The sequence below is a fragment of the Sphaerochaeta associata genome (assembly GCF_022869165.1).
Classification (GTDB): domain Bacteria; phylum Spirochaetota; class Spirochaetia; order Sphaerochaetales; family Sphaerochaetaceae; genus Sphaerochaeta; species Sphaerochaeta associata.
This window is the reverse complement of record NZ_CP094929.1, coordinates 942,340-962,373: the sequence shown is the minus strand read 5'-3', so window position 1 is coordinate 962,373 and position 20,034 is coordinate 942,340. Positions and strand designations below refer to the sequence as shown.

Sequence of the window (20,034 nt, the reverse complement as noted above, 5' to 3'; positions counted from 1 at the left end):
AAGAATTGTACTATAATCTTGAAAATCTTCTGATAGCAAAGTCAAAGGAGTCAACTATCCATGCAGCATACGGTGGGAATTGTGGATGATGAACGGATAACACGGGAAAGTCTTTCAAATCTTGTCCCTTGGGCAGATCTCAACCTTGCCGTATCATTTACTGCCACCGATGGATTGAATGCACTAGAAAAAATGGAAGAACTCCCAGTAGATATTCTTCTTTCCGATGTACGAATGCCTCACATGAACGGGATTGAATTGGCCATGAATGTCAGGGCCAAATACCCTCGATGTAAAATTGTGTTCCTCAGTGGATATACAGACAAAGAGTATTTAAAATCAGCAATTACCTTGAAAGTTGAGCAATATGTCGAGAAACCCATTGAAATCGAGGAATTGAAATCGGTTTTGGTAAAAATCATCGAGCAGCTCGACCATCAGGATGAAAATCTCCCAAACCATGGTTTTCCCCTCTCTTCACTTGCAAAAGCCTCTCGTTTGATAAAACAGGAGATAGCAACAGAATTGCTCAAACCCCAGAAAGGTGGATATGGCTTTGTACACTCGCGGTTCTATCCATTGTATTTCGACTGGAAAGAGGAAGGGAAATATCAAGTCTCGTGCCTTCACTCACACAAACACACTTCCTTTTTAGAGACATTGTGTGGAATCATGCAAGATATTGAGGTGGTTGGCAATTCCCATGACTACATGGCAACTGACTTTGGCAATGGAGAAATCGCCCTAGTGACCTCGCTCTTGGATGTCTCTCATATAGGCATTATCAAGCGAAGCCTTGAGTTGGAGTTAGGAGAAACTCTATCTGTGGGAGTAAGCCCTGGAATCCAATCGATACACCAATTACCTCAAGGGTGGAAGCAAGCTCAGAGAATTTGTTCCCTCTGGTTCTATGTTCAGAAAGGCACCATACTATTTGAGGATACCCTGTTGTGCAAAGTTCATGAAGGCAGACCACAACTCATACCTACAACCACTGGATTGTGTTTCTCCTCGGTTCAATCAGTTTTTCTCCAACTCAGAGAGCAGCGATGGTCTGACATTATTATTGTGAAAAAAGAACTCTATGCGATGTATTTGAAGATGATGGAAGTGACAATCAATGAAGACTGCCTTAGATTTGAAGATTTCGCAGAGTATTCCTTGGAAGAAATGCAGAAACTGTTACTCTATGGAATGCATGTATTCGGCACGCTTGGTAATGATACCTACGACCCCAAAGTGAAAGAAACCATCCACTACATTCTCTGGCATTACATGGATCAAAATCTATCCATCAAAGTATTGGCTGACCATGCGGACCTTTCTCAAAATTACCTTTGTTCTCTGTTCAAGCAAAACACGGGAACCACAATCAACAATGTCATGATGGATGTACGTCTTGAAAAAGCTAAAAAACTGCTTAGAACCACAGACCTCCGATTATATGAGATTGCCAACAAGGTAGGCATGGCAGATCCAAATTACTTGAGCAGTATGTTCAAGACTCGTTGTGGGATGACACCGAGTCAATATCGTGACGGAGTAAAAAAATGAGGTGGAGAATGAAACCCATCAAATTTGCCACTCGCCTCGGTTTCGTCTATTTGGGAATGTTGCTCATTCCTTTGCTAGCCATCACACTCATCAATTATCGATCGTTCAAGGTTACCACAACCATCCAAACCCTGGATATGAATGAACGTTCGCTGAAACAATCAGCCGCGTTCCTAAATTATACCCTATCATCTCTGAACAATATCGTGGATACACTAAGTTTTGATGATACAGTGCAAACATTATTGAAGTCAGGTTCTTCTTATGATCGAACGATGGAAGGCAACTGGTTCATCCAGCGTACAGATATTCTCAATATCATTTACAATCCATACACCAGCAGCGAGTTACAATCGGTGCAAGTATATCCGGATGAAGGACCCTCGTCATTCAACCAAACTGAGAGTTACCAGAAACTAGATATTAAGCGGCAGCAGGAGTGGAATGCCAGAATGGAAAGTCTTGCACTGTTCAAGACGATTTTAGTCCCTTCTTCTTTTTTTTCAGGCAACTTTCCTAAAACTATATCCTTGGTGAAACGTGTTCCAGATTTCAATAGTATCAATAAGTATATCGGCTTAATTAAAGGTGACATACCTCAATATGTGTTCCAGGAAATCGTAGAACAAACAGCTGCTTCAAAAGGTTCGACTACATTATTATTCAATAATTTCGGCGAGATTATTGCCAGCACAGGTGAGGCTTCACTGATGGATGTACCATTTATTTCCAAACTGATCGGAGATGAACATATACCCATCAATGGAACGCTCCATTCCATAGAAGTACAGGGGAAACCATATTTTTTAGGAGGAACAGAAATCGAACTATCTGATTGGAATCTGGTTTGTTTGATAGATGCCAATCAAGTACTCTCTGCATCTACTACCTATCGAAAACAAATGGTATGGATGCTACTCGCTTTCTTTCTAGCTTCCATCCCGCTTTCACTCTATACGACAAAAACAGTAACAAATAGGCTCAGAAAACTCCAGGAGCATATCGGGTCTTCAAGAAAAAAGGGATTTGATATAACACCTTTGGACAATGGAACCGATGAGATAGGCCAACTTACTGCTTGTTATGATGACATGGCAAACAATCTGCGCGGGTTGCTGGAAGAACAATTCCAATCCGGATACCAGATAAAAAATCTCGAATTCAAAGTATTACAATCAATGATCGATCCACATTTCCTTTACAATACGCTTGATTTAATGAGTTGGAAGGCAATGAAAAATCATGACGAGGAATCAACGAAGCTGGCAAAGGCGCTGAGCAAGTTCTATAAACTTAGTCTAGGGCATGGGCAGACGATGGTTCCTCTTTCACAGGAGCTTGAACATGTTCGAGCGTATGTAGAAATCCAGAACATGAGGTTCGATGGGAAAATTCAACTTGAAATCCAAGTTTCTGACGAATTGCTTGAACAGACAGTATTTAAAATAATGCTCCAGCCCATCGTCGAAAACGCCATTCTCCATGGCATTCGTGAAAGGGAGGATGAAAAAGGAACAATTTGGATTCGGGCGCGAATCAAAGCAGATACATTGGTCATTTCGATTGCTGACAATGGGGTTGGTATGCAAAACGAAAAAATCAAGTCCTTGCTGTCTACATCCATTGAGCATTCTGGTTATGGTGTTTGGAATATTCATGAACGTATTCGCCTGGCACATGGGGATTACTTCGGCCTTCGATTCATGAGTAAAATCGGAAAAGGAACCGTGGTGATCATCACACTCCCGCTTTTTCCATCCTGAATCCCCGTGTATAGTTGTGCCTGCGCCCAGATGGCGGAATTGGTAGACGCACTAGGTTCAGGTCCTAGCGGGGTCACACTCGTGGAAGTTCGAGTCTTCTTCTGGGCACTTAAGGCAAACCTTTTACTATAAAGGGTTTGCTTTTTTTTGGATAACGTCTCAATTCTCGTTCGATTGAAGACTCTCATATCATGGAAAACATCCAATTCATTGAAGATTCAATACCCTTTACTTTTTGTGCTTTCTGATATATCTTATAGATGTAAGTGGTTGTAGAGCACAACCATACCAATAAAAAGAAAGCTCAATCGATGATGTGTTTGTAGAGCGCAACCACGTTAATCAAAAGAAAGCTCAATCGATAATGCCCCCTTCCTGGTGACGGGGGCATTATTCTGAAGAGAGAAAGATGCGATTCTACCGATTAACTGCTGTATTCTTCAAAGACCATGAGAATACTTGCCTAGAAATCTTGAATAAACAGACATGACCCTATTACGTGGTGCTTTTAAGCATCAACAATCTCACCTTTGCAATACCGTTACGATCTCATTTACCTGTTGATCGTAGGTTCTGTTTTGTGGCTGATGGGAATGATGCTGGATTGGATTTCTACAAAGCCGTAGTGATTACAGATTCTCAACGTTATCTTGAGCCAAATGCTATTCAAATTCGACAACATGAGTTTGAAGTATTACAACAGCATGATTTTGATATCAAACAAAATTTCGTCCGATTTCTAACGAAATATTGTAAGCAAATGAAACGCATCCAGAACAATCCATCGATACCAATACCTGCCTGGTGTCGTTACTCTGCATTGCAGTATTTCCATAAGGAGCTTGGAATTTAGGCCGGTAAGTATTACCCTTTCGCTCAATCACAGAAGCTTACCCTCAGATATCTAGGGTTTTATGGAAGAGACATTTACTTTCAATCACAAATCCATCCATACCGCTTCTCACAGGCTATCCACCATCCACAGCCTTTCTCGTCCTCACCAGTCCAAAAACATTGGAACAAAACCAGAGGAAAACCCTCATGGAGAGAAGCGCTCTGGTACTTCTGGAAAACAAAACTGGTAAGTTTACCACTTTTGCATAATGGAGCATTCACATCCAATACAGAATCACGAGCGTGCCTTGAAAGTACCGATACAAACGTTTGCTTTTAGTATGCTTCAGACGCAGCCAAAAGCTCACGGGCCACGGTGCTTGATGCACTCTGATCCCCAAGCGTTTAGAAGTAGGTCTACTAATCGAGTAACTTCTCAATGCTTATGCAATGAAATCGAATACCTCAAAGTCACACATGAGACGCTTTTTCCAAGTACGATGCATCACTCAATACGCAATTCTGAAATAGTCCAGGTATTTCTTAAAATCATCCTGAGCTGCAAGGATTGTGTCTCTGAGATACCCCTTTTCGCTGTTCCACTCTTGCAGACCGCGATAATAGAACATCTTCATCGCATCATCAATGATAAACGGCACGATGTCATTTCCCAGACATTCCTTGAACATGATCAGCCGACCGATGCGACCGTTCCCATCCTGGAACGGATGGATGGTTTCAAAGCGTACATGGAAAGTGATAATGTCATCCAGTGTTTTCTCTTGTATGGCATTGTATGTTTCCAAAAGTGCACGCATTTCTGCCGATACTCTTTCAGGAGAGGTAGTTTCTCTGCCACCAACCTCATTGGGCAAACGCTTGTAGCCACCCACTACGAACCAGTTTCGCCGAGAGTCGCTGGTGCCGTTTTTCAGACTACGGTGAAGTTCCTTGATAAAACTCTCAGATAGAGCATATTTTGCTCTCTCTAGTATCATATCGATACACTTGAAATGGTTGGCAGTCTCCACGATGTCGTCTACATTGATGGATCCTGTAGAAAAGCCGATGGTGTTCGTTTCGAAAATATAACGGGTCTGTTCGTGGGTCAGGCGGCTTCCTTCGATGTGGTTTGAGTTATACGTAAGGTCAACCTGCACCTTGTGGTAGATACCACCTGATGTTTTGGCGGCTTGCTCAGCCTTAAGACTATCCAGCAGCGACTTTGGTTTGGCTGCAACGGCATTAATCCTGCCGGGCTTCACGGCATCAACTGGAATATTCCATGTTTTTCCGGTAAGAAATGCTCCAGGAATCTTACCCTCTGCGCAGTAGTTACGCACAGTGCGCTCTGGCATATTCCATTTCTTCGCAGTTTCAACTACCGATAGATACTTCATGATATTTCTTTACCTTCAAACATGTATATCATTTTATCGGCAAAAAATCAATACTTACGAATTAGATAACCATAGCATACTTGCCGATAAAGGCATACATTGTACTTCAAAAGCATTGTTTGCCTGGACCTAATTCCACTTCCCTACGGCAACGGGTCATTCGATTGCATAAAGGAAGAGCAAGCTCACTTTTTTGACTGTAGATGGATATACCGAACTGTAGAAACATAGAAAATCAGGAACAGCAACTGGCTTATCTGTCCGAAGTTCACCCAGCTGAACAATCCATTGGTGGTAATCATGAACCAATAGTTGATACATACATCTGAAATAATCACCACTCCATACAGCACCAGACCTACATCGATGCAGTACAGAAGAAGTGCCATGGCCAGTGGATCGATGAGAGTAAGCAGAGTCCAATAGATGTTCAACCAGACAGGAACACTGCTGTTCAGTCTCTGATAAGGAAACAACCCGTACTTGATTAAGTCCATTGCATGATTGTAGGTAGCACCTAGAAACGACAACAGGTAAACGATGAGTAGAATTTTCAGTACATATGATTTTTTGGTCGAGAAAACTTTTATGACAGAAATAGTTCTCTTGCTCATTGTGCATCCCATCCATTAGAACGTTGTTACTGATTCATCTTTCATTTTCTCATCCTCTTGCACCGAAGCAGATAGTCGAGCAATGAAAATGGGACACATGTATGGTATTCTATCTCCAATAGAATTCAAACAGTAAAAACCCATCGTTCAGCGAGGTTTGTCATGAAAAAATGGTATGCAGAAGAGTATGAGTGGACAATTGAAGTAACAGGATTCCTTCGCGGTGATCAAACCGAGCGTTACTGTAGAAATGGTGAAGAGGTCGGAGATGTCTACACCTGCACATACGGTTGTCCGGTAAATGAGCAGGGACAGGGTATCTGCTCCAAAGTGATGATGCTCATGTTTCCCATCATGGAGGCAGTGCGAAGCGGAGGGGATTTGCGGAACATCGGTGGATCGAGCAAATATTGCAAAGACCTCGTTTGTCCTGATGGCTGTGTCATCTTCAGAATGACGGCAACTCCTCTTGGCAATGAGAATTTTCATACAGGAAGTTTTTATAATCCAGTGTAAACAAGTATCACTTCTTTGCTACAGGCAATGTATTTGCAATATTCTCACGTAGCGTATAGGCTGATGGATACCACAAAACGTCATGGAGTACAAAGTATGAATACACGACCATTTGGACCGGATAAAAGACTCGTTTCGGAAGTTGGATTGGGAACCTGGCAAATCGGCGGCTCCTGGGGCTCGGTGGATGAAGCAACCGCAATGCAAATTCTTACTACTGCAACACAAGAAGGCATCACATTTTTCGATACCGCCGATGTGTATGGTGACGGAAGAAGTGAACAGTTCATCGGGAAATTCCTTCGCACACACTCTGACAACGTATTTGTTGCTACGAAACTCGGTCGGGGTTCTGATCCCGGATGGCCGGGAAACTTTACCAGGGAGAACATCATCAAGCATACCGAAGCCTCACTGAAGCGACTTGGCTTGGAACGGCTGAATCTCACCCAGTTGCACTGCATTCCTCGTGAAGTGATGGCCGAGGGAGCCGTTTTCGATACGCTACGCGAGCTGAAGAAACAAGGCAAGATCGAGCACTTCGGAGCCAGCGTTGAAACCGTTGAGGAAGGCCTGATCTGCCTCGAGCAGGAAGGGCTAGCATCACTGCAGGTGATTTTCAACATCTACCGACAGAAACCCATCAGCGAGCTCTTTGCCAAAGCAAAGGAAAAACAGGTATCCATCATTGCAAGGGTTCCCCTGGCCAGTGGACTGCTCAGCGGCAAGATGACAAAAGCAACCACGTTCGGAGAGTCAGACCACCGCAACTTCAACCGTGACGGTGCTTCATTCAATGTCGGCGAGACGTTTGCAGGAGTCCCCTTTGAGAAGGGAGTTGAACTGGCCGATGAGCTCGCCTTGTTGAAACCAGAAGGAATGACGCTGGCTCAGATGGCACTACGATGGATCCTGGATTTCGATGCGGTAACCGTAGTAATTCCAGGGGCGAGCCGTCCCTCACAGGTTGCGGCGAATGCTTCCATCTCAAAGCTGCCTCCGCTCAGCAGCGACCTGCATGCCAAGATACAAGCCTTTTATGAAAGCAAGGTAGCCCGGCACATCCGAGGCCCGTATTAACAGGAATGAAGTCTTTACAGCACAAGCCATCGATGCATGACATGACGTCGATGGCTCGTGTCTTGTTGTAATGTAGCGGTGACTTCTTATGATGAACAGTGTCACTCAGGAATCACCCAGATGAATGATCGAACCCAGTATTGATGTTCGGAACCCTGAATATGTTGCATCAAAATGCAGTTCCCGAATCTTTTGCATCTCCATCTGTCCGGTATGCTGCACAATTTCAGGGTATATGGGAATTATGGAACCCTTTTTCACGAATACCGGCATCAAGGCAAGAGAGTGTGCTACATGCTTCAGCCAGATGCCGCCTTGTATCACATCCCCGCTCCAGAAATCGACCCACTCTCCTGCAGGCAGATACACGTGCCTTAACCCTGAACTGTTCATGACAGGAGCAACCAAAAACGCATCCCCGCAATAGAACTGGTCATCGATGGACCAACAGATCGGATCATCCTGATGGTGGAAGATCAAGGCGCGCAAAACAGGATATCCGGTTTGCGTAGCTTTTCTCCCCTCCCGGGCAAGGTAGGGGATCAAAGCATAGCGAAGCCTCAGCCACTGGCGTGCAAGATCGGCAACCTCGGGGTATTCGTACGGTTCCCGTGCTGTCGTCCCGTGGTATCTAAGGTGTGAAGTGAATACCCCCATCTGTGTCCATCTGATATACAAATCATTGTCCGGCCGGCTGTTCATAAAACTGGGAACGCCCTGGAAGCCGGGGACATCGTGGCTCCAGAAGGCGAACCCGCAAAGGCCCAGATGGAGCCCTCCCCTTAATGAGCCGGCCATACCATCCCAGGAACAAGCGCAATCGCCGCTCCAATGCACGGGATAGCGCTGACACCCTATCCATCCCGCTCTGGCCCAAATCATCGCCTCGGCACCTTTGACCTGCCTGCTGACCTCATAGGCAGCTTTCTGGTACAGCAGGGAATACAGGTTGTGCAATGTTCGGTACGGCATGCCATGGTAATCGGCATGCTCCTCTATCACCTCGCCGAAATCCGTCTTGATCACCGCTGCACCCAGCTTCAGCAAGTGCTCCAGCAGCCCTTGATACCAGCGAACAGCTTCTGGATTCGTAAAATCAATGTTCCCGTCGAACTCCACCTCGCTGAAATTCGACCCCAATGCAACATGTTCGCTTTTAGGAGCTACAAACCGATGTGCTTGTGCAAGAGCGTAATGCTTGGTGTCCTTTGCTATGCAGGGAAGCTGCCAAAGGCTTATTCGCATCCCCTGCTCTTCCATCTCCTTCAAATAGGCCTCAGGGTTAGGAAATCGAGTTTTACTGAACTCCCACTCGCATTTCCAGTCTTTTTCAAACCAGCCGGTATCGATGTGGATGACATCACAAGGATAGCCGCCCTCGCGCATGTTCTTCACTACCATGCGTGTCTCATCAGCGGAGAAGTAACTCATGCGGCTCATCCATGTCCCATAGGACCAGAGAGGCACGTCAGAGGGAAAGCCGGTGATTCTTCGATAATTGCGTACTATCTGCTCTACCGTGTTTCCACCGATAAAGAACAAATCCAGTACTTCATCCTCCACCACAGCCTGGGCGGCACGGGTGGATATGTCAGCCAAGGAGAGGCGTACATGACCCGAAGACATGATCAACAGTCCATATCCCTTGCTGGATAGGTAGAACGGCACATTCTTGTAGGCTCGCCTGCTGTTTACCCCAAGTCCATCGGTATTCTCCAACACAAATGTTTTTCCAGCCAAATTCATCGACGCAAAACGTTCTCCGGTACCGGCAAATTTCTCGTCAGCCTGTGCATGAAGCGAGTATACCCATCGGTTGACTAGATCATCCCGTTGAACAAACCCCAGACTGAAAGACTCGGATTGAGAAGGAAAAAAGTCATCATAGGCCATAAAAGGCACCGGGGTTTTCCCATCTGCAAGGATGGTCACATCAAAGGTCCGGGGCGGCTCAGGCTGCAAGGTACTCAAGATTTCCCTGTTCTCCTGCTTGGTATTGATGCATACCCTGCAAATGCCTCGTTCATCCTTCAGTTCCCAGCCATCCTTCGTCCTGACAGGAAGAAGAGCCCCCTGCTGCAAGGAAGCGTCCCATAAAAGCATGGGATTGCCTGCATCATCAGGAACATCGGGGCTGCAAGCCATGGTCAACCTGATGATTGCATCCCCGTAGGAGCGTATAATCATATTCGGCATCATCTCTGGTGCTTGTATATCAGGATGCAGGAACAGACCTTTGAGTTCCTGTTTTGTGAATGGAACTTCAAGCACGGTATCAAGAGCTTCCTGATACACTCTCTTTGGTGTTCCCGCTCGATAAATCGATTCTCTGCCCGCCTCGGGGGAATCCTGGTCCAACATATCAAATACAAACCGATTTCTTTGCTTCATACCCGCCCTTTACCTGTATCATGCACCATCAGCCCTTGACCGCCCCGCTGTAGGCCCCCATGGTTATCTGACGCTGGAAGAACAGGAACAGCAACAGGGGAACCACCGAGGCGGACAAGATGGCAGCCGACAAAATTGTATCATCCAGCCCATATTGGCCTTTAAGCAAACCGATTCCCTGGGTGATGGTCCTCAGTGATTCAGTTTGCAACAACAGAAGAGAGAACGGCAGCTCATTCCACATGGATTGCGTGCCGATGACTATGATGATGACAATCATGGGTTTTGCAATCGGGACCATGATGTAGTACAACATCTTATAGACACCGGTTCCATCAAGTCGTGCAGACTCGACCATTTCAATGGGAACCGTTGCATAGTAGGTGGTCATGATGTAGGTGCCGAAGGGCCCGAAGTAAGCCACCCAAACAAGAATCAAGCCCGCGTAATTGTTGATCAGATTCAGTTTCCGGCAAATCTGGAATATTTGAATCGAAAGCAGCATCTGCGGGAAGATCATCAGGAATAAGACCGAAAGGAACAGAACGAACCGGAAGGGAAACTTCAGGCGCCCGAATGCAAAACCGGCGGTGATGCAAACAAAGAGATACAGCAGCAACCCGGACGGAATCAGGAGGCAGCTGTTGAGGAAATACCTGAGCATGTTGCCTTTCACCCAGACGTAGTGGTAGTTGTCCACCATCGGATTGGTGGGGATGAACAGCTTGTTATTGACGTACTCAGCCGATCCTTTAAGGCTGGTGATGAGCATGAAATACAAGGGATAAAGAGCCATCAAGGCACATATCACCAGAACCAGATACATGATGCCTTTCACAATCTTCCGATAATTATTGGACATCCGAATTCTTCCTCATCAAGACAATCTGGAAATATGCGATGACTGCACACACAATGAACAACACACTCGCCCAGGTACTTGCATAGCCCATATTGAAGGCGACAAAACCTTCATTGTAGATTCCGTACTCCAAGGTGAAGGTTGCGAACCCCGGACCACCGCGAGAGTATGAGTAGATGAATGAGAATGCACGGGCAAGGATCTCGATGAAGGAAAGTACAATCCAGAACTCAATCGAAAATCGAATGGAAGGAATGGTGACATTCCAGAATGTCCGCCACCACAGCGCCCCGTCAATTTTTGCAGCATCATAGAGCGATGCATCTATGCCGCTCATCGCAGCAAGGAAGAAGATGCATCCGAATCCCAAACGAAGCCAGACGCCATAGACCAAGCCCAACGTATTGAGGGCCAGAATCGGAATGCTCAACCAATCGAGAGCCAGCGATTCCAAACCCAGCGATGTCAGCACATGATTGATGGGACCCAACTTTCTGAACAGAATGCTGCTGATCATCCCCATGATCACATACCCGAGAATATTCGGCAGATAGATGATCGCCCTGAAAAGAGACCATCCCTTAAGGCCCTCTCGCAGAACGGCGGAGATGAGAACGGGTAGCATGACTCCCAATGGTATATAGAGCAGAAGGACCATGGTATTCTTGATCGATACCCAAAAAGTCTCATCACTGAACATGGTCCGATAGTTTTCCAATCCAATGAACGTCGCCTTTCCCATTCCTTTCCATTTGAAGAAGCTCAAATACATATTGGCGACAACCGGGTAGAGAATGAAAACAAGCAGAAGAACCAGAAGCGGTGCTATCAGCAGATAGGGTTCAATGCTCTGGCTGTTCACTCTGGATGCTCGGATTTTCACATGAAGCCCCCTGCAAAAGTATGGGTTGTCCGTGTACATGGCACAAGACCGGACAACCCGCCATTGACTTACTTATCTCGCTTTCTGAACATTGTCCAACATGCCTTGGCACAAATCGATGAATTTATCGATGGTGATTTCCTTCGATACGAATGCCTGTGCACAGTATCGATCGAAGTTCCCGTTGGCATCCTCGTTCAACAACAGGGTGTTGAAGTCCAGCACGAACGGCTTCTCAAGAATCTTGGCCACCAAAGGATATCCAAGGCTATTGATGTCGACATTCTTGTTGGGCGACAGTGCTCCAGTCATGCCCATCCATATTGCATTCCCTTCACCGCGGGCATACGCTTCCACCACCTTCATAGCCGCTTCAGGATTCTTCGACCATTTCATGACACTGTAGCCGATGCCGGCAGGTTGGCCGACCTGCTGGTCCTTAAACGAGGCTCCGGGGAAATTGATGGTCGGCATGTATCCTACGCCATCCTTGCCCAGCGCATCGTTGAAGACTTTCCAGTGGCAGACATCCGAGAGAAGACCGACGAACATGGCACCCTTGCCTGCTGCAAAGTTATTGGCTGCATCCATGAAGTACGGAGTCGAGGTTCCTGCTGGGTCGACATATCCCTTTGCAAACATTTCCTGAACAATCTCGGCTGCACGCTTGAATTGGGCATTACCCTTGAAGTTTTGCCTGCCGGTTCCCAGATCCTTCACATTGTCGCCGTAGATATTTGCTATAAAGCATCTGAACAGGAAATCAATGGTGTACGGATCACCTTGCAAACCGGCAACCATCGGTACGATTCCCGCCTTCTTGAGCTTCTCACAGGCAGCCATGAAGGAATCGAGGTCGGAGGGAGCCTTCTCAGGATCAAGGCCGGCTTGCTTGAAGAGGGCCTTATTGTAGTAGATGCCGAAACCCTGGGTTGTCAGCGGAACCATATGAACCGGCTTTGAGCCATCCCCGCCTTCGGAGCAGTAAGCCCAGCTGAACTCGGAAATCTCCGATCTCCAAGGTGCGATGTACTGGTCCATGCCGATTGTATAGTCATCAAACTCATAGGCTTGGACGCCACCATGGAACATGACGATATCAGGGCCCTGTCCAGCCTGTACAGCGGCACGGACCAATTGATAATAGTTGTCATTCGGCTGTCCGACATGCTTGATGGTAAGACCGGGATTATTCTTCATGATCAAATCATCAATTTTTTTCATTGCCGGTTGAACGCCTTGGACATCACCATATTTGAAATCCCAAATAGTGATTACAGCAGCACCGTCGGTCTTTGCTGAACCTTGCTCCTTGGTCCCGGCTGACCAGAGCATCATGGACGGTATCAGCATAAGCAGCACACATACGACCTTAACTCGAATTTTCATACGTTCCTCCTATTACAAATCAACTCTTACGTTGAATGCTTTCTCCATCAAGAACGGCTTTCAAGGTTCCATTGCAGTCATCACAAACGGACAGGTACATGCTCATCGGATAAACGCTAAACATATTTTTACAGTATTATTATTTAATCGCTTAAACTACTATATGGACGATTTTCCTTTTCTGTCAAGCAAAAATGTATATTCATCACTAGAAAGACGGGGAAAGAAAGCCTTTACATACACGAAAAGTTCTCAATAGTACCGAAAAGTCAAATCAGACTCAGCTGCTTTCTCGCTCCACCAAGCGTGTTTGGATGATCTCATGAGAGGGCTGAATCCGTCTTTTTTCGATGACATCAATCAACAACTCTGCCGCTTTCGAACCAATCTCATACGCCCCCATGTCCAGGCTGGTTATAGCCGGGGAGTGAATCCTGGTGATCATCGTATTACCTGCGCTGACTACAGCCACCCTGGAAGGTACGGCGAGGTTGCTCTCCTTCAATGCCCTGAGCACCCCGACGGCAATGGTATCGTTGAAGGTGACGACGGCTGTAAAATCGGGGATTCTCTTGATGGTTTGCATGAAGACCTTGTATCCTTGCTCCTCGAGCATGGGCACGTTGATGATCCAATCCTCACTGAAACCCAAACCGTTGTCGTGATAGGCCATGCTGTAGCCGGTTCGACGCTTCTCACTCTGCGTATACGCTTTATCTCCGTTTACAAGAATGATCTTTCGATGTCCCTTCCTGATAAGATAATTGACTATGGCATAATACCCTGCCGTTACATCTGCATCCACATAGAATGAATCATCCCGCTCATCGGGAGTCCCGATTACCACATAGGGGATATTTCTCTGCTTGAGGTGATTGATATACACATCGTTGATTCTCGGATTCATGATCAGCGCACCGTCTATAGGCTGGGTCAGGTTCAAATCAGGGTGGTTCTTCGATTTCTCGTTCAAGTAGTCGGCATAGAGATGAATCTGGTACTTCTTGACGTGAAGTACGTCAAGAACTCCTGCAAGTATGTTATTGAAAAAGTAGTCCTCACGGATATTTTGTGTAGGAGAGGCATACAACCCCACCGACCACGTCTTATTGCTCGCAAGATTCCTTGCAGTAATGCTGGGTCTGTAATCAAGCTCCTCAACCGCCTTCAGGATTTTCTCCGTCACTTCCTGACTGATTTTCCTCTTGCCCGAGAGTGCATATGAGACAGTCGCTGCAGAAACACCAACTTTTTGTGCAACAGTTTCAATTGTTACTTTTTTCATAGATTCCTTTCAGTAGTATGTTAAACGCTTAAATGATTCTACGGTGATAAAACTGATTCGTCAACCTGTAAAATCAACAATCAGCGAGGATTAAAACTGTTTACAGTTCATTGAAATTTATCCAATCCATCAAGACCAATCAAACAAAAACCGCAGATTCCTGCTATAGCGCAAGAAGCTGAAGGATTGCCTGCACCACCCCTGCATAGGCCAGCAACTTGTAGGCGATGCTCCACATGATCAGAAAAATTGCACCATTGAGGATTCGCCAGGTTATTGGTTTCCTGAAGAGCGGACCGAGAAGCGCCGATCCATAGGCCAAAGTGAAGAACCAGACAAAAGACATGGACAATGCACCTGCACCAAAGAGTAGTCGCCCTGCTCCTTCAAAGGTCGCACTGATGCCCCCGAGCAGCACTACGGTATCGAGATAGACATGAGGATTAAGCAAGGTGATTGCCAACGTGGTAAGAACGACCTGTTTACGGCTGACAACCTTTCCCTCGGCTTCCTCCAGCCCCTGCCCGGCTCGGAATACCGATACCAGACTCTTCAATCCATAGACGAAGAGAAACAGCGCACCCAAGGAGGCGGCAATACCCAGCAGCTTCGGTGATTGTTCGATCAGGCTGCCCATTCCTGCAACACCTGCAGAAATGAGCAGGGCATCACAGAGCGAACAGATGAGAGCCACGGCAAATCGATGCTGTTTGCGGATCCCTTGTGTCAGCACAAAGGCATTTTGTGCACCGATTGCGATTATCAGGCCGGCACCCGTCGCCATACCCGTAAAGAATGGTAGTTCCATGCCGGTCAGAGTAGTCAATACCAAAAAGTTTTGCAAAGCATTCAAAGTGGAAAATGGAAAAATTTTCAAAATCAATGCCGGCAGAGGATGTATTGCAGACTTCGAACCTTTATACTTTGGCGTGGAGGATAGCCATGCCTACGCTACCGGAATTGGTTCTCGGGCTCCAGCATATCGGAATACCGACACGATCGATTGAAAAGACCATCGATTTCTACCGAAGTCTGGGCTTTATTGTCATCCATGCTCCTGAGCACGAGCATAAGAAAGTTGCATTTCTCAAGTTGGCTGATGTAGTCATCGAAGCATATGAAAACGATGAGACAGCCGGCCGAACAGGCGCCATCGACCATATCGCACTGAATGTGAGAGACATACAGGCCGCCTACGTGCAGGTACGTTCACTCGGCTATCAGGAACTGGAGAACGGCATCCAGACACTCCCCTTCTTCAGCAAAGGGGTCAGCTACTTCACCATCCAGGGACCGAATGCCGAGAAGGTTGAGTTCTCTCAGTATTTGTAAAGGCCAGCGCCGTTGGTCGTAAGTCTGCCTACAATCAACGTCGGAGCAGGCACCTGTCATTGAGTTGCAATCGGGTGCCGAATGACTGTCTTGCGCTTTTCTGCCTCAGTCTTTCTTGGATCGGAGAGGTAGATCTCATGGTGAAGCCTAACTCCTGAGAAATCCAGTACATAACCGCAAGAGGCAACATAAGCATGCATACCCCCAACCGTTTGAGGTTCTGTGTCGTACGGTCCGATATGAAGAGCCTGTACACATAGCCCTTCATCCAGGATCAGGAATTCTACAGCACTGCAGTCCAGTCCTTTCTTGCGCTTAACCAAATCGATGGCCCACAGGACGTCCTGCTCCTGTACGAAATCCGGCAGACGCAGCAAGGAGGTGAAGTGCAACAGATCCTTTCTTGCATAATCCATACCCTCAATCCCCTCTTGATGCCACAGCCCTTCCAAGGGAGGAACCACATAGTCGAAGTATCCATCCATGCGATGGTCTCCATTCTTGCTCATTTTCAACGTATAGGCTGTTGCATAAAGACATTCCACACTTCTTTGATACTCACCGCCGGCTTCGTTCGGATCACCCTTCCCTTTCATGCCGATATACGGCATGGCAGGAATCGTGACAATCTGCGGCTGTTGCGGTGGTTGATAGAAAGCCTTGTACTCTTTTTTGAAATCGAACGGCATGGCATCCTCCACTCTTCATAGTTCTTGTCTCATTACAGAGAGACTACGAGAACAAAGCTGACACGGTTTGTCAGGTTTTATACAACTCGCATAGTTTTTTGGCCATTTCGTGTATCTCATCGCGCAAGCATTGCGGTTCCACTACCGTCACTGACGGGCCGAAGGAGAGAACATACCCCGCCACCCAGCTGTCATACGGCCAGCAGGTGGTGACCAGCAGAGTTCCATCCTTCTCTTTCTGAACACTCGTTGCATCGAACTCATCATACACCCGATAGGCCATTACTGCTGAAAAACGCAGAATAAACGTGGTATAAGGGGTTTCGTGTTCAGTAGGAGAAGGTGCTGGATAGCATTTTTTCTCAACCTGCCGCCCCACGGCTTTCGCCGAAAGTATTCTGGAAAGCTTGAACAACCGAAATCCCCCGTTTGTTCTGCAGTACGCCTTCAGATACCAAGCCCTTGCCTTATACAGCATCTGCAAAGGTTCGAGCATACGAATGTCCTGCTCTCCTTTGCTGTTGCAATATTCAATCTCCAACACCCTGTGGTTGATTACTGCATCCCTGACCATATTGAACTTCCGGTTGTCCAGCTCACGGCTTCCCCATCCGGAGAAATCGACTTCCAACCAAGAATCCTCCTGGTCGCCGAAAAGAGCTGAAAGCTTCTCCACAACCACTTCATGCCCAGGTTCCTGCGTTGCATCCAGACTTTGCAGGGAAGCAAGGATGGTCCGCTTCTCCTCGGAGGAGAACAACACTGAATCCAAGGTATACCCTTCCACCAGAGCCAACCCACCATGTCTTCCTGAGGTGGTGTAGACAGGAATCCCAGCCTCGCATAACCGCTCGACATCCCGGTAGATGGTACGAACCGAAACATCCAGTTTATCTGCCAATTGACCAGCAGTGACAGTTCGGTTGGCAACAAGATGATAGAGAATGAAAAACAGCCGTGATTCTTTCATACTTTTCCTGACTTTATATAAACCTTGACAAGCCATGTCAATTTTAATCGCTATACTCTTTCCATACAAGAAGGAGGAGTGCCATGGAAGAGCGGTATGTTACCGTAACCAGTGAGAATATTGAGAGAGAGCACATGTGTTGTGCCATCTCCGATAAAAAACATCAGAAGGGTGTCGAATTGAAAAAGCACTGGCTCAAGGAGCGGATTCCTGAAGGACATGTATTCAGGAAATTGGATGCACGAGGGAAGGTGTTCATAGAATATACCCCCCTTGAAACCGCATGGGTTCCCATTGTTGGTCAAAACTACCTGTACATCCACTGTTTCTGGGTATCGGGTTCCTATGCAGGAAGAGGACATGGAACGGCATTGCTCGATTCCTGTATCGAGGATGCCAAGGAACAGCATAAAAGTGGAATTTGCATCCTGAGTTCAACAACCAAGAAACCGTTTCTCAGCGACAAGGCCTTCCTGCTTGGACATGGATTTGAAGTAGTCGACCGTGCAGGAGACGGGTATGAACTACTCGCACGCTCCTTCGACGGCAGTCTCCCAAGGTTCACCGATGGTGCCAAATCGATGCAGATTGCCTCACCGGAATTGACTATCTACTACTCGGCGCAATGTCCGTATATCACCTTCTGCATCGATGAAGTGCAAGCTTACTGCAAGCAGGAGAGTATTGCCTTGCACCTGATCAAAGTCGAAACATTGCAGCAAGCCAAAGAGCTTCCCTGTGTATTCAACAACTATGCAGTCTTTTACCACAAGCACTTCCTAACGCTGCAGCTGCTTAACAGCAAGAGCCTGCAGAAGCTTCTGGAAGCAAATAGGGGAAAAGACGATCATGGCCGATAGACCCCCCCATGGTAGCAGTAATAGGTCCGGGCCTTCAAAGAGAGAAGCTTTTCCATTGAACGCTTTGCCATTTCGACATCCAGCGTAAACTGAGGATTCGCCAAGACAGGAGTATCGTGTTCCAAAGCAAAAGCATCCCCTACTATTACTGCATCGAGGCCCTTGCAGTACAGTGAGATATGCCCGGGAGTATGGCCTGCACTCAAGAGAACCTGACAGCCGCCGCACCACCCTGTCTCTTGACTGTCTGTGAGATGAGCATCTACGGTAACCGGCTCCACCCTCTGAAGCATGTCACAAAACATCCGGCCAAACGCTTGCTGTTGGGGGGGAAGCTGAGCTTGCAGCTCTTCTGCTTGGACCAACCGCAGCGGTTTTTCCCTTGCAGATATATATACAGACTCCTCGAGCGAACTATATATCTGGATTCTGGGATTAGCCCGCTTCAAGGCTGCAGCCGCCCCCATATGGTCGTGGTCGTGATGGGTCAGAACCAAAGCAGTAAGCTGTTCCATTGAAATTCCATGCTTTCCAAGCTCTATTTCCAGCAACCTAAGAGAGCCGATGAAGCCGCAGTCTACAAGGATGAGGTGTTCATCATCCTGAAGGACGATTGGATGGATGGGCACTTCTTTCCGGCCATCCGGCATCTGTAGCGTAAGTTCAATGATGTGCTGCATTTCACTGATCCTTGTAAGGGAAATCTTACCAAATAGTATACCATGCCAAGATTCATTTCTTTACATTTTCCAGCATTCACCTCCATACTGCCACTAGATACCACCATCATAAGGAAGCCGTTGCATGGAGAAAGACATACGAACACTCTTGGTCTTGAAACTGGGACGAGGCGCTTTCAGGGCAAAAGACTTGGCAAATGGAACCATTGTTTCAGTAAAAAGTCCAGAATCCTACAAAATCGCTGAATGTGACACGGTTACCTTTGAAGTAACCAAACAGTGGCAATTCAAGAAAACCACCTATCTTTCAGGTTCCTTGATCGACCACCACTTCGATTTGGAGGCTCTCGATATTCCCGGTCATGAGTTCCGTGAAGTAGCGCTGGTTTCTGCATTGCAGTGGTATGAGCCATATGAACTGAAGGGGTTTATCGGCGAATGCCTCAGAGGAGGCAAAAGAATGTCCTATGCTTTCGAAGACTATACCGGCTATGGCTTCTACCAAGCAGACTCTGATCCCGTCACAGAGGCAAATGAGAGCGACTCAGTTGATCAGAAATACGACAAGCTGGCAAAGCTTTGGGAAGACTATCCGCAGTGCATTGATGCCCTCGTTCATATGGGATATCTGAATTTCAACTTTTCAAGGTCCCTGAGAAATGCGGAGAACTGCCACCGAGTGGCAATCCACATTGCCGAGAAGCTTGTTCCACCCGGTCTGGATGGCATCTTTCTCTGGTCCGAACTGAACAACCGCCCCTATTTGAGGGCGCTTCACGGCCTGTGTCTGGTAGCGTGGAGGCTGGGCAATTTCGCTGAAGCAGAACAAGTTGCACGAAAAATGCTGAGATTGAATCCTCCGGACAACCAAGGTGCACGCTTTCTTATCGAACAAATCATGCAAGGTGAACCTTGGACTGAAGACTGAGCTC

General features: G+C 46.9%; 19 protein-coding genes and 1 tRNA gene. 9 read left to right on the top strand and 11 right to left on the bottom strand.

From position 1 onward, the window contains the following. The first annotated feature begins 60 nt into the window (after positions 1 to 60). From MUG09_RS04430 to MUG09_RS04415, 4 genes are all read left to right on the top strand, one after another. Positions 61 to 1,554: a response regulator transcription factor gene (locus tag MUG09_RS04430; RefSeq protein ID WP_244773890.1), complete on the top strand. Its 1,494-nt coding sequence runs from the start codon at positions 61 to 63 to the stop codon at positions 1,552 to 1,554. Between the two features lie 8 nt (positions 1,555 to 1,562). Beyond that, positions 1,563 to 3,317: a sensor histidine kinase gene (locus MUG09_RS04425; protein WP_244773889.1), complete on the top strand. Its 1,755-nt coding sequence runs from the start codon at positions 1,563 to 1,565 to the stop codon at positions 3,315 to 3,317. A 24-nt stretch (positions 3,318 to 3,341) separates the two neighbouring features. After that, a tRNA-Leu gene (locus tag MUG09_RS04420) sits at positions 3,342 to 3,425 on the top strand. A 391-nt stretch (positions 3,426 to 3,816) separates the two neighbouring features. Then, positions 3,817 to 4,170: a hypothetical protein gene (locus MUG09_RS04415; protein ID WP_425314088.1), complete on the top strand. Its 354-nt coding sequence runs from the start codon at positions 3,817 to 3,819 to the stop codon at positions 4,168 to 4,170. 490 nt (positions 4,171 to 4,660) lie between these two features. Here MUG09_RS04415 and MUG09_RS04410 read toward each other — a convergent pair whose 3' ends face one another. Next, the gene (locus MUG09_RS04410; protein WP_244773887.1) at positions 4,661 to 5,551 is read right to left on the bottom strand and encodes a Fic family protein; all 891 of its coding nucleotides are present in this window, start codon (positions 5,549 to 5,551) and stop codon (positions 4,661 to 4,663) included. A 185-nt stretch (positions 5,552 to 5,736) separates the two neighbouring features. Next, a complete protein-coding gene (locus MUG09_RS04405) occupies positions 5,737 to 6,048 on the bottom strand; it encodes a hypothetical protein (protein WP_244773886.1) in 312 nt (103 codons plus the stop codon). A 279-nt stretch (positions 6,049 to 6,327) separates the two neighbouring features. On the opposite strand from MUG09_RS04405, the gene MUG09_RS04400 reads away from it, so the two are divergent. Then, a complete protein-coding gene (locus tag MUG09_RS04400) occupies positions 6,328 to 6,681 on the top strand; it encodes a TIGR04076 family protein (protein WP_244773885.1) in 354 nt (117 codons plus the stop codon). A 96-nt stretch (positions 6,682 to 6,777) separates the two neighbouring features. Beyond that, positions 6,778 to 7,761 (top strand): aldo/keto reductase, encoded by a 984-nt coding sequence (locus tag MUG09_RS04395; RefSeq protein WP_244773884.1) that lies wholly within the window; start codon positions 6,778 to 6,780, stop codon positions 7,759 to 7,761. 105 nt (positions 7,762 to 7,866) lie between these two features. Here the strand turns inward: MUG09_RS04395 and MUG09_RS04390 are convergent, their stop codons facing one another. The 6 genes from MUG09_RS04390 to MUG09_RS04365 all read right to left on the bottom strand — a co-directional run bounded on the left by MUG09_RS04390 (position 7,867) and on the right by MUG09_RS04365 (position 15,379). Then, a complete protein-coding gene (locus MUG09_RS04390; RefSeq protein WP_244773883.1) occupies positions 7,867 to 10,152 on the bottom strand; it encodes a glycoside hydrolase family 31 protein in 2,286 nt (761 codons plus the stop codon). 28 nt (positions 10,153 to 10,180) lie between these two features. After that, positions 10,181 to 11,014, bottom strand: coding sequence for a carbohydrate ABC transporter permease (locus MUG09_RS04385; protein ID WP_244773882.1), 834 nt, complete (start codon positions 11,012 to 11,014; stop codon positions 10,181 to 10,183). Further along, positions 11,004 to 11,897 carry a carbohydrate ABC transporter permease gene (locus tag MUG09_RS04380; protein ID WP_244773881.1) on the bottom strand — a complete coding sequence of 298 codons (894 nt, stop codon included), beginning with the start codon at positions 11,895 to 11,897 and terminating at the stop codon, positions 11,004 to 11,006. The genes MUG09_RS04385 and MUG09_RS04380 overlap by 11 nt, the downstream gene beginning before the upstream one ends. A gap of 72 nt (positions 11,898 to 11,969) precedes the next feature. Next, a complete protein-coding gene (locus tag MUG09_RS04375; protein ID WP_244773880.1) occupies positions 11,970 to 13,286 on the bottom strand; it encodes an ABC transporter substrate-binding protein in 1,317 nt (438 codons plus the stop codon). 280 nt (positions 13,287 to 13,566) lie between these two features. Further along, a complete protein-coding gene (locus tag MUG09_RS04370) occupies positions 13,567 to 14,571 on the bottom strand; it encodes a LacI family DNA-binding transcriptional regulator (RefSeq protein WP_244773879.1) in 1,005 nt (334 codons plus the stop codon). A gap of 163 nt (positions 14,572 to 14,734) precedes the next feature. Next, positions 14,735 to 15,379 (bottom strand): LysE/ArgO family amino acid transporter, encoded by a 645-nt coding sequence (locus MUG09_RS04365; RefSeq protein ID WP_244773878.1) that lies wholly within the window; start codon positions 15,377 to 15,379, stop codon positions 14,735 to 14,737. Between the two features lie 134 nt (positions 15,380 to 15,513). Between MUG09_RS04365 and MUG09_RS04360 the strand changes: the two genes are divergently transcribed. Next, positions 15,514 to 15,903: a VOC family protein gene (locus MUG09_RS04360; protein WP_244773877.1), complete on the top strand. Its 390-nt coding sequence runs from the start codon at positions 15,514 to 15,516 to the stop codon at positions 15,901 to 15,903. Between the two features lie 56 nt (positions 15,904 to 15,959). On the opposite strand, the gene MUG09_RS04355 is transcribed toward MUG09_RS04360, so the two are convergent. Both MUG09_RS04355 and MUG09_RS04350 read right to left on the bottom strand, forming a co-directional pair. Then, entirely contained in the window at positions 15,960 to 16,592 is a 633-nt protein-coding gene (locus MUG09_RS04355) for a GyrI-like domain-containing protein (RefSeq protein WP_244773876.1), read from the bottom strand. A 70-nt stretch (positions 16,593 to 16,662) separates the two neighbouring features. Beyond that, complete coding sequence (locus MUG09_RS04350; RefSeq protein ID WP_244773875.1) at positions 16,663 to 17,562, bottom strand: helix-turn-helix transcriptional regulator; 900 nt, start codon at positions 17,560 to 17,562, stop codon at positions 16,663 to 16,665. A gap of 83 nt (positions 17,563 to 17,645) precedes the next feature. On the opposite strand from MUG09_RS04350, the gene MUG09_RS04345 reads away from it, so the two are divergent. Beyond that, positions 17,646 to 18,422: a GNAT family N-acetyltransferase gene (locus MUG09_RS04345; RefSeq protein WP_244773874.1), complete on the top strand. Its 777-nt coding sequence runs from the start codon at positions 17,646 to 17,648 to the stop codon at positions 18,420 to 18,422. Here MUG09_RS04345 and MUG09_RS04340 read toward each other — a convergent pair. Next, the gene (locus tag MUG09_RS04340; RefSeq protein WP_244773873.1) at positions 18,410 to 19,102 is read right to left on the bottom strand and encodes an MBL fold metallo-hydrolase; all 693 of its coding nucleotides are present in this window, start codon (positions 19,100 to 19,102) and stop codon (positions 18,410 to 18,412) included. The genes MUG09_RS04345 and MUG09_RS04340 overlap by 13 nt on opposite strands. A 124-nt stretch (positions 19,103 to 19,226) precedes the next feature. Between MUG09_RS04340 and MUG09_RS04335 the strand changes: the two genes are divergently transcribed. Beyond that, positions 19,227 to 20,030, top strand: coding sequence for a hypothetical protein (locus tag MUG09_RS04335; protein WP_244773872.1), 804 nt, complete (start codon positions 19,227 to 19,229; stop codon positions 20,028 to 20,030). The last annotated feature ends 4 nt before the right edge of the window (positions 20,031 to 20,034 follow it).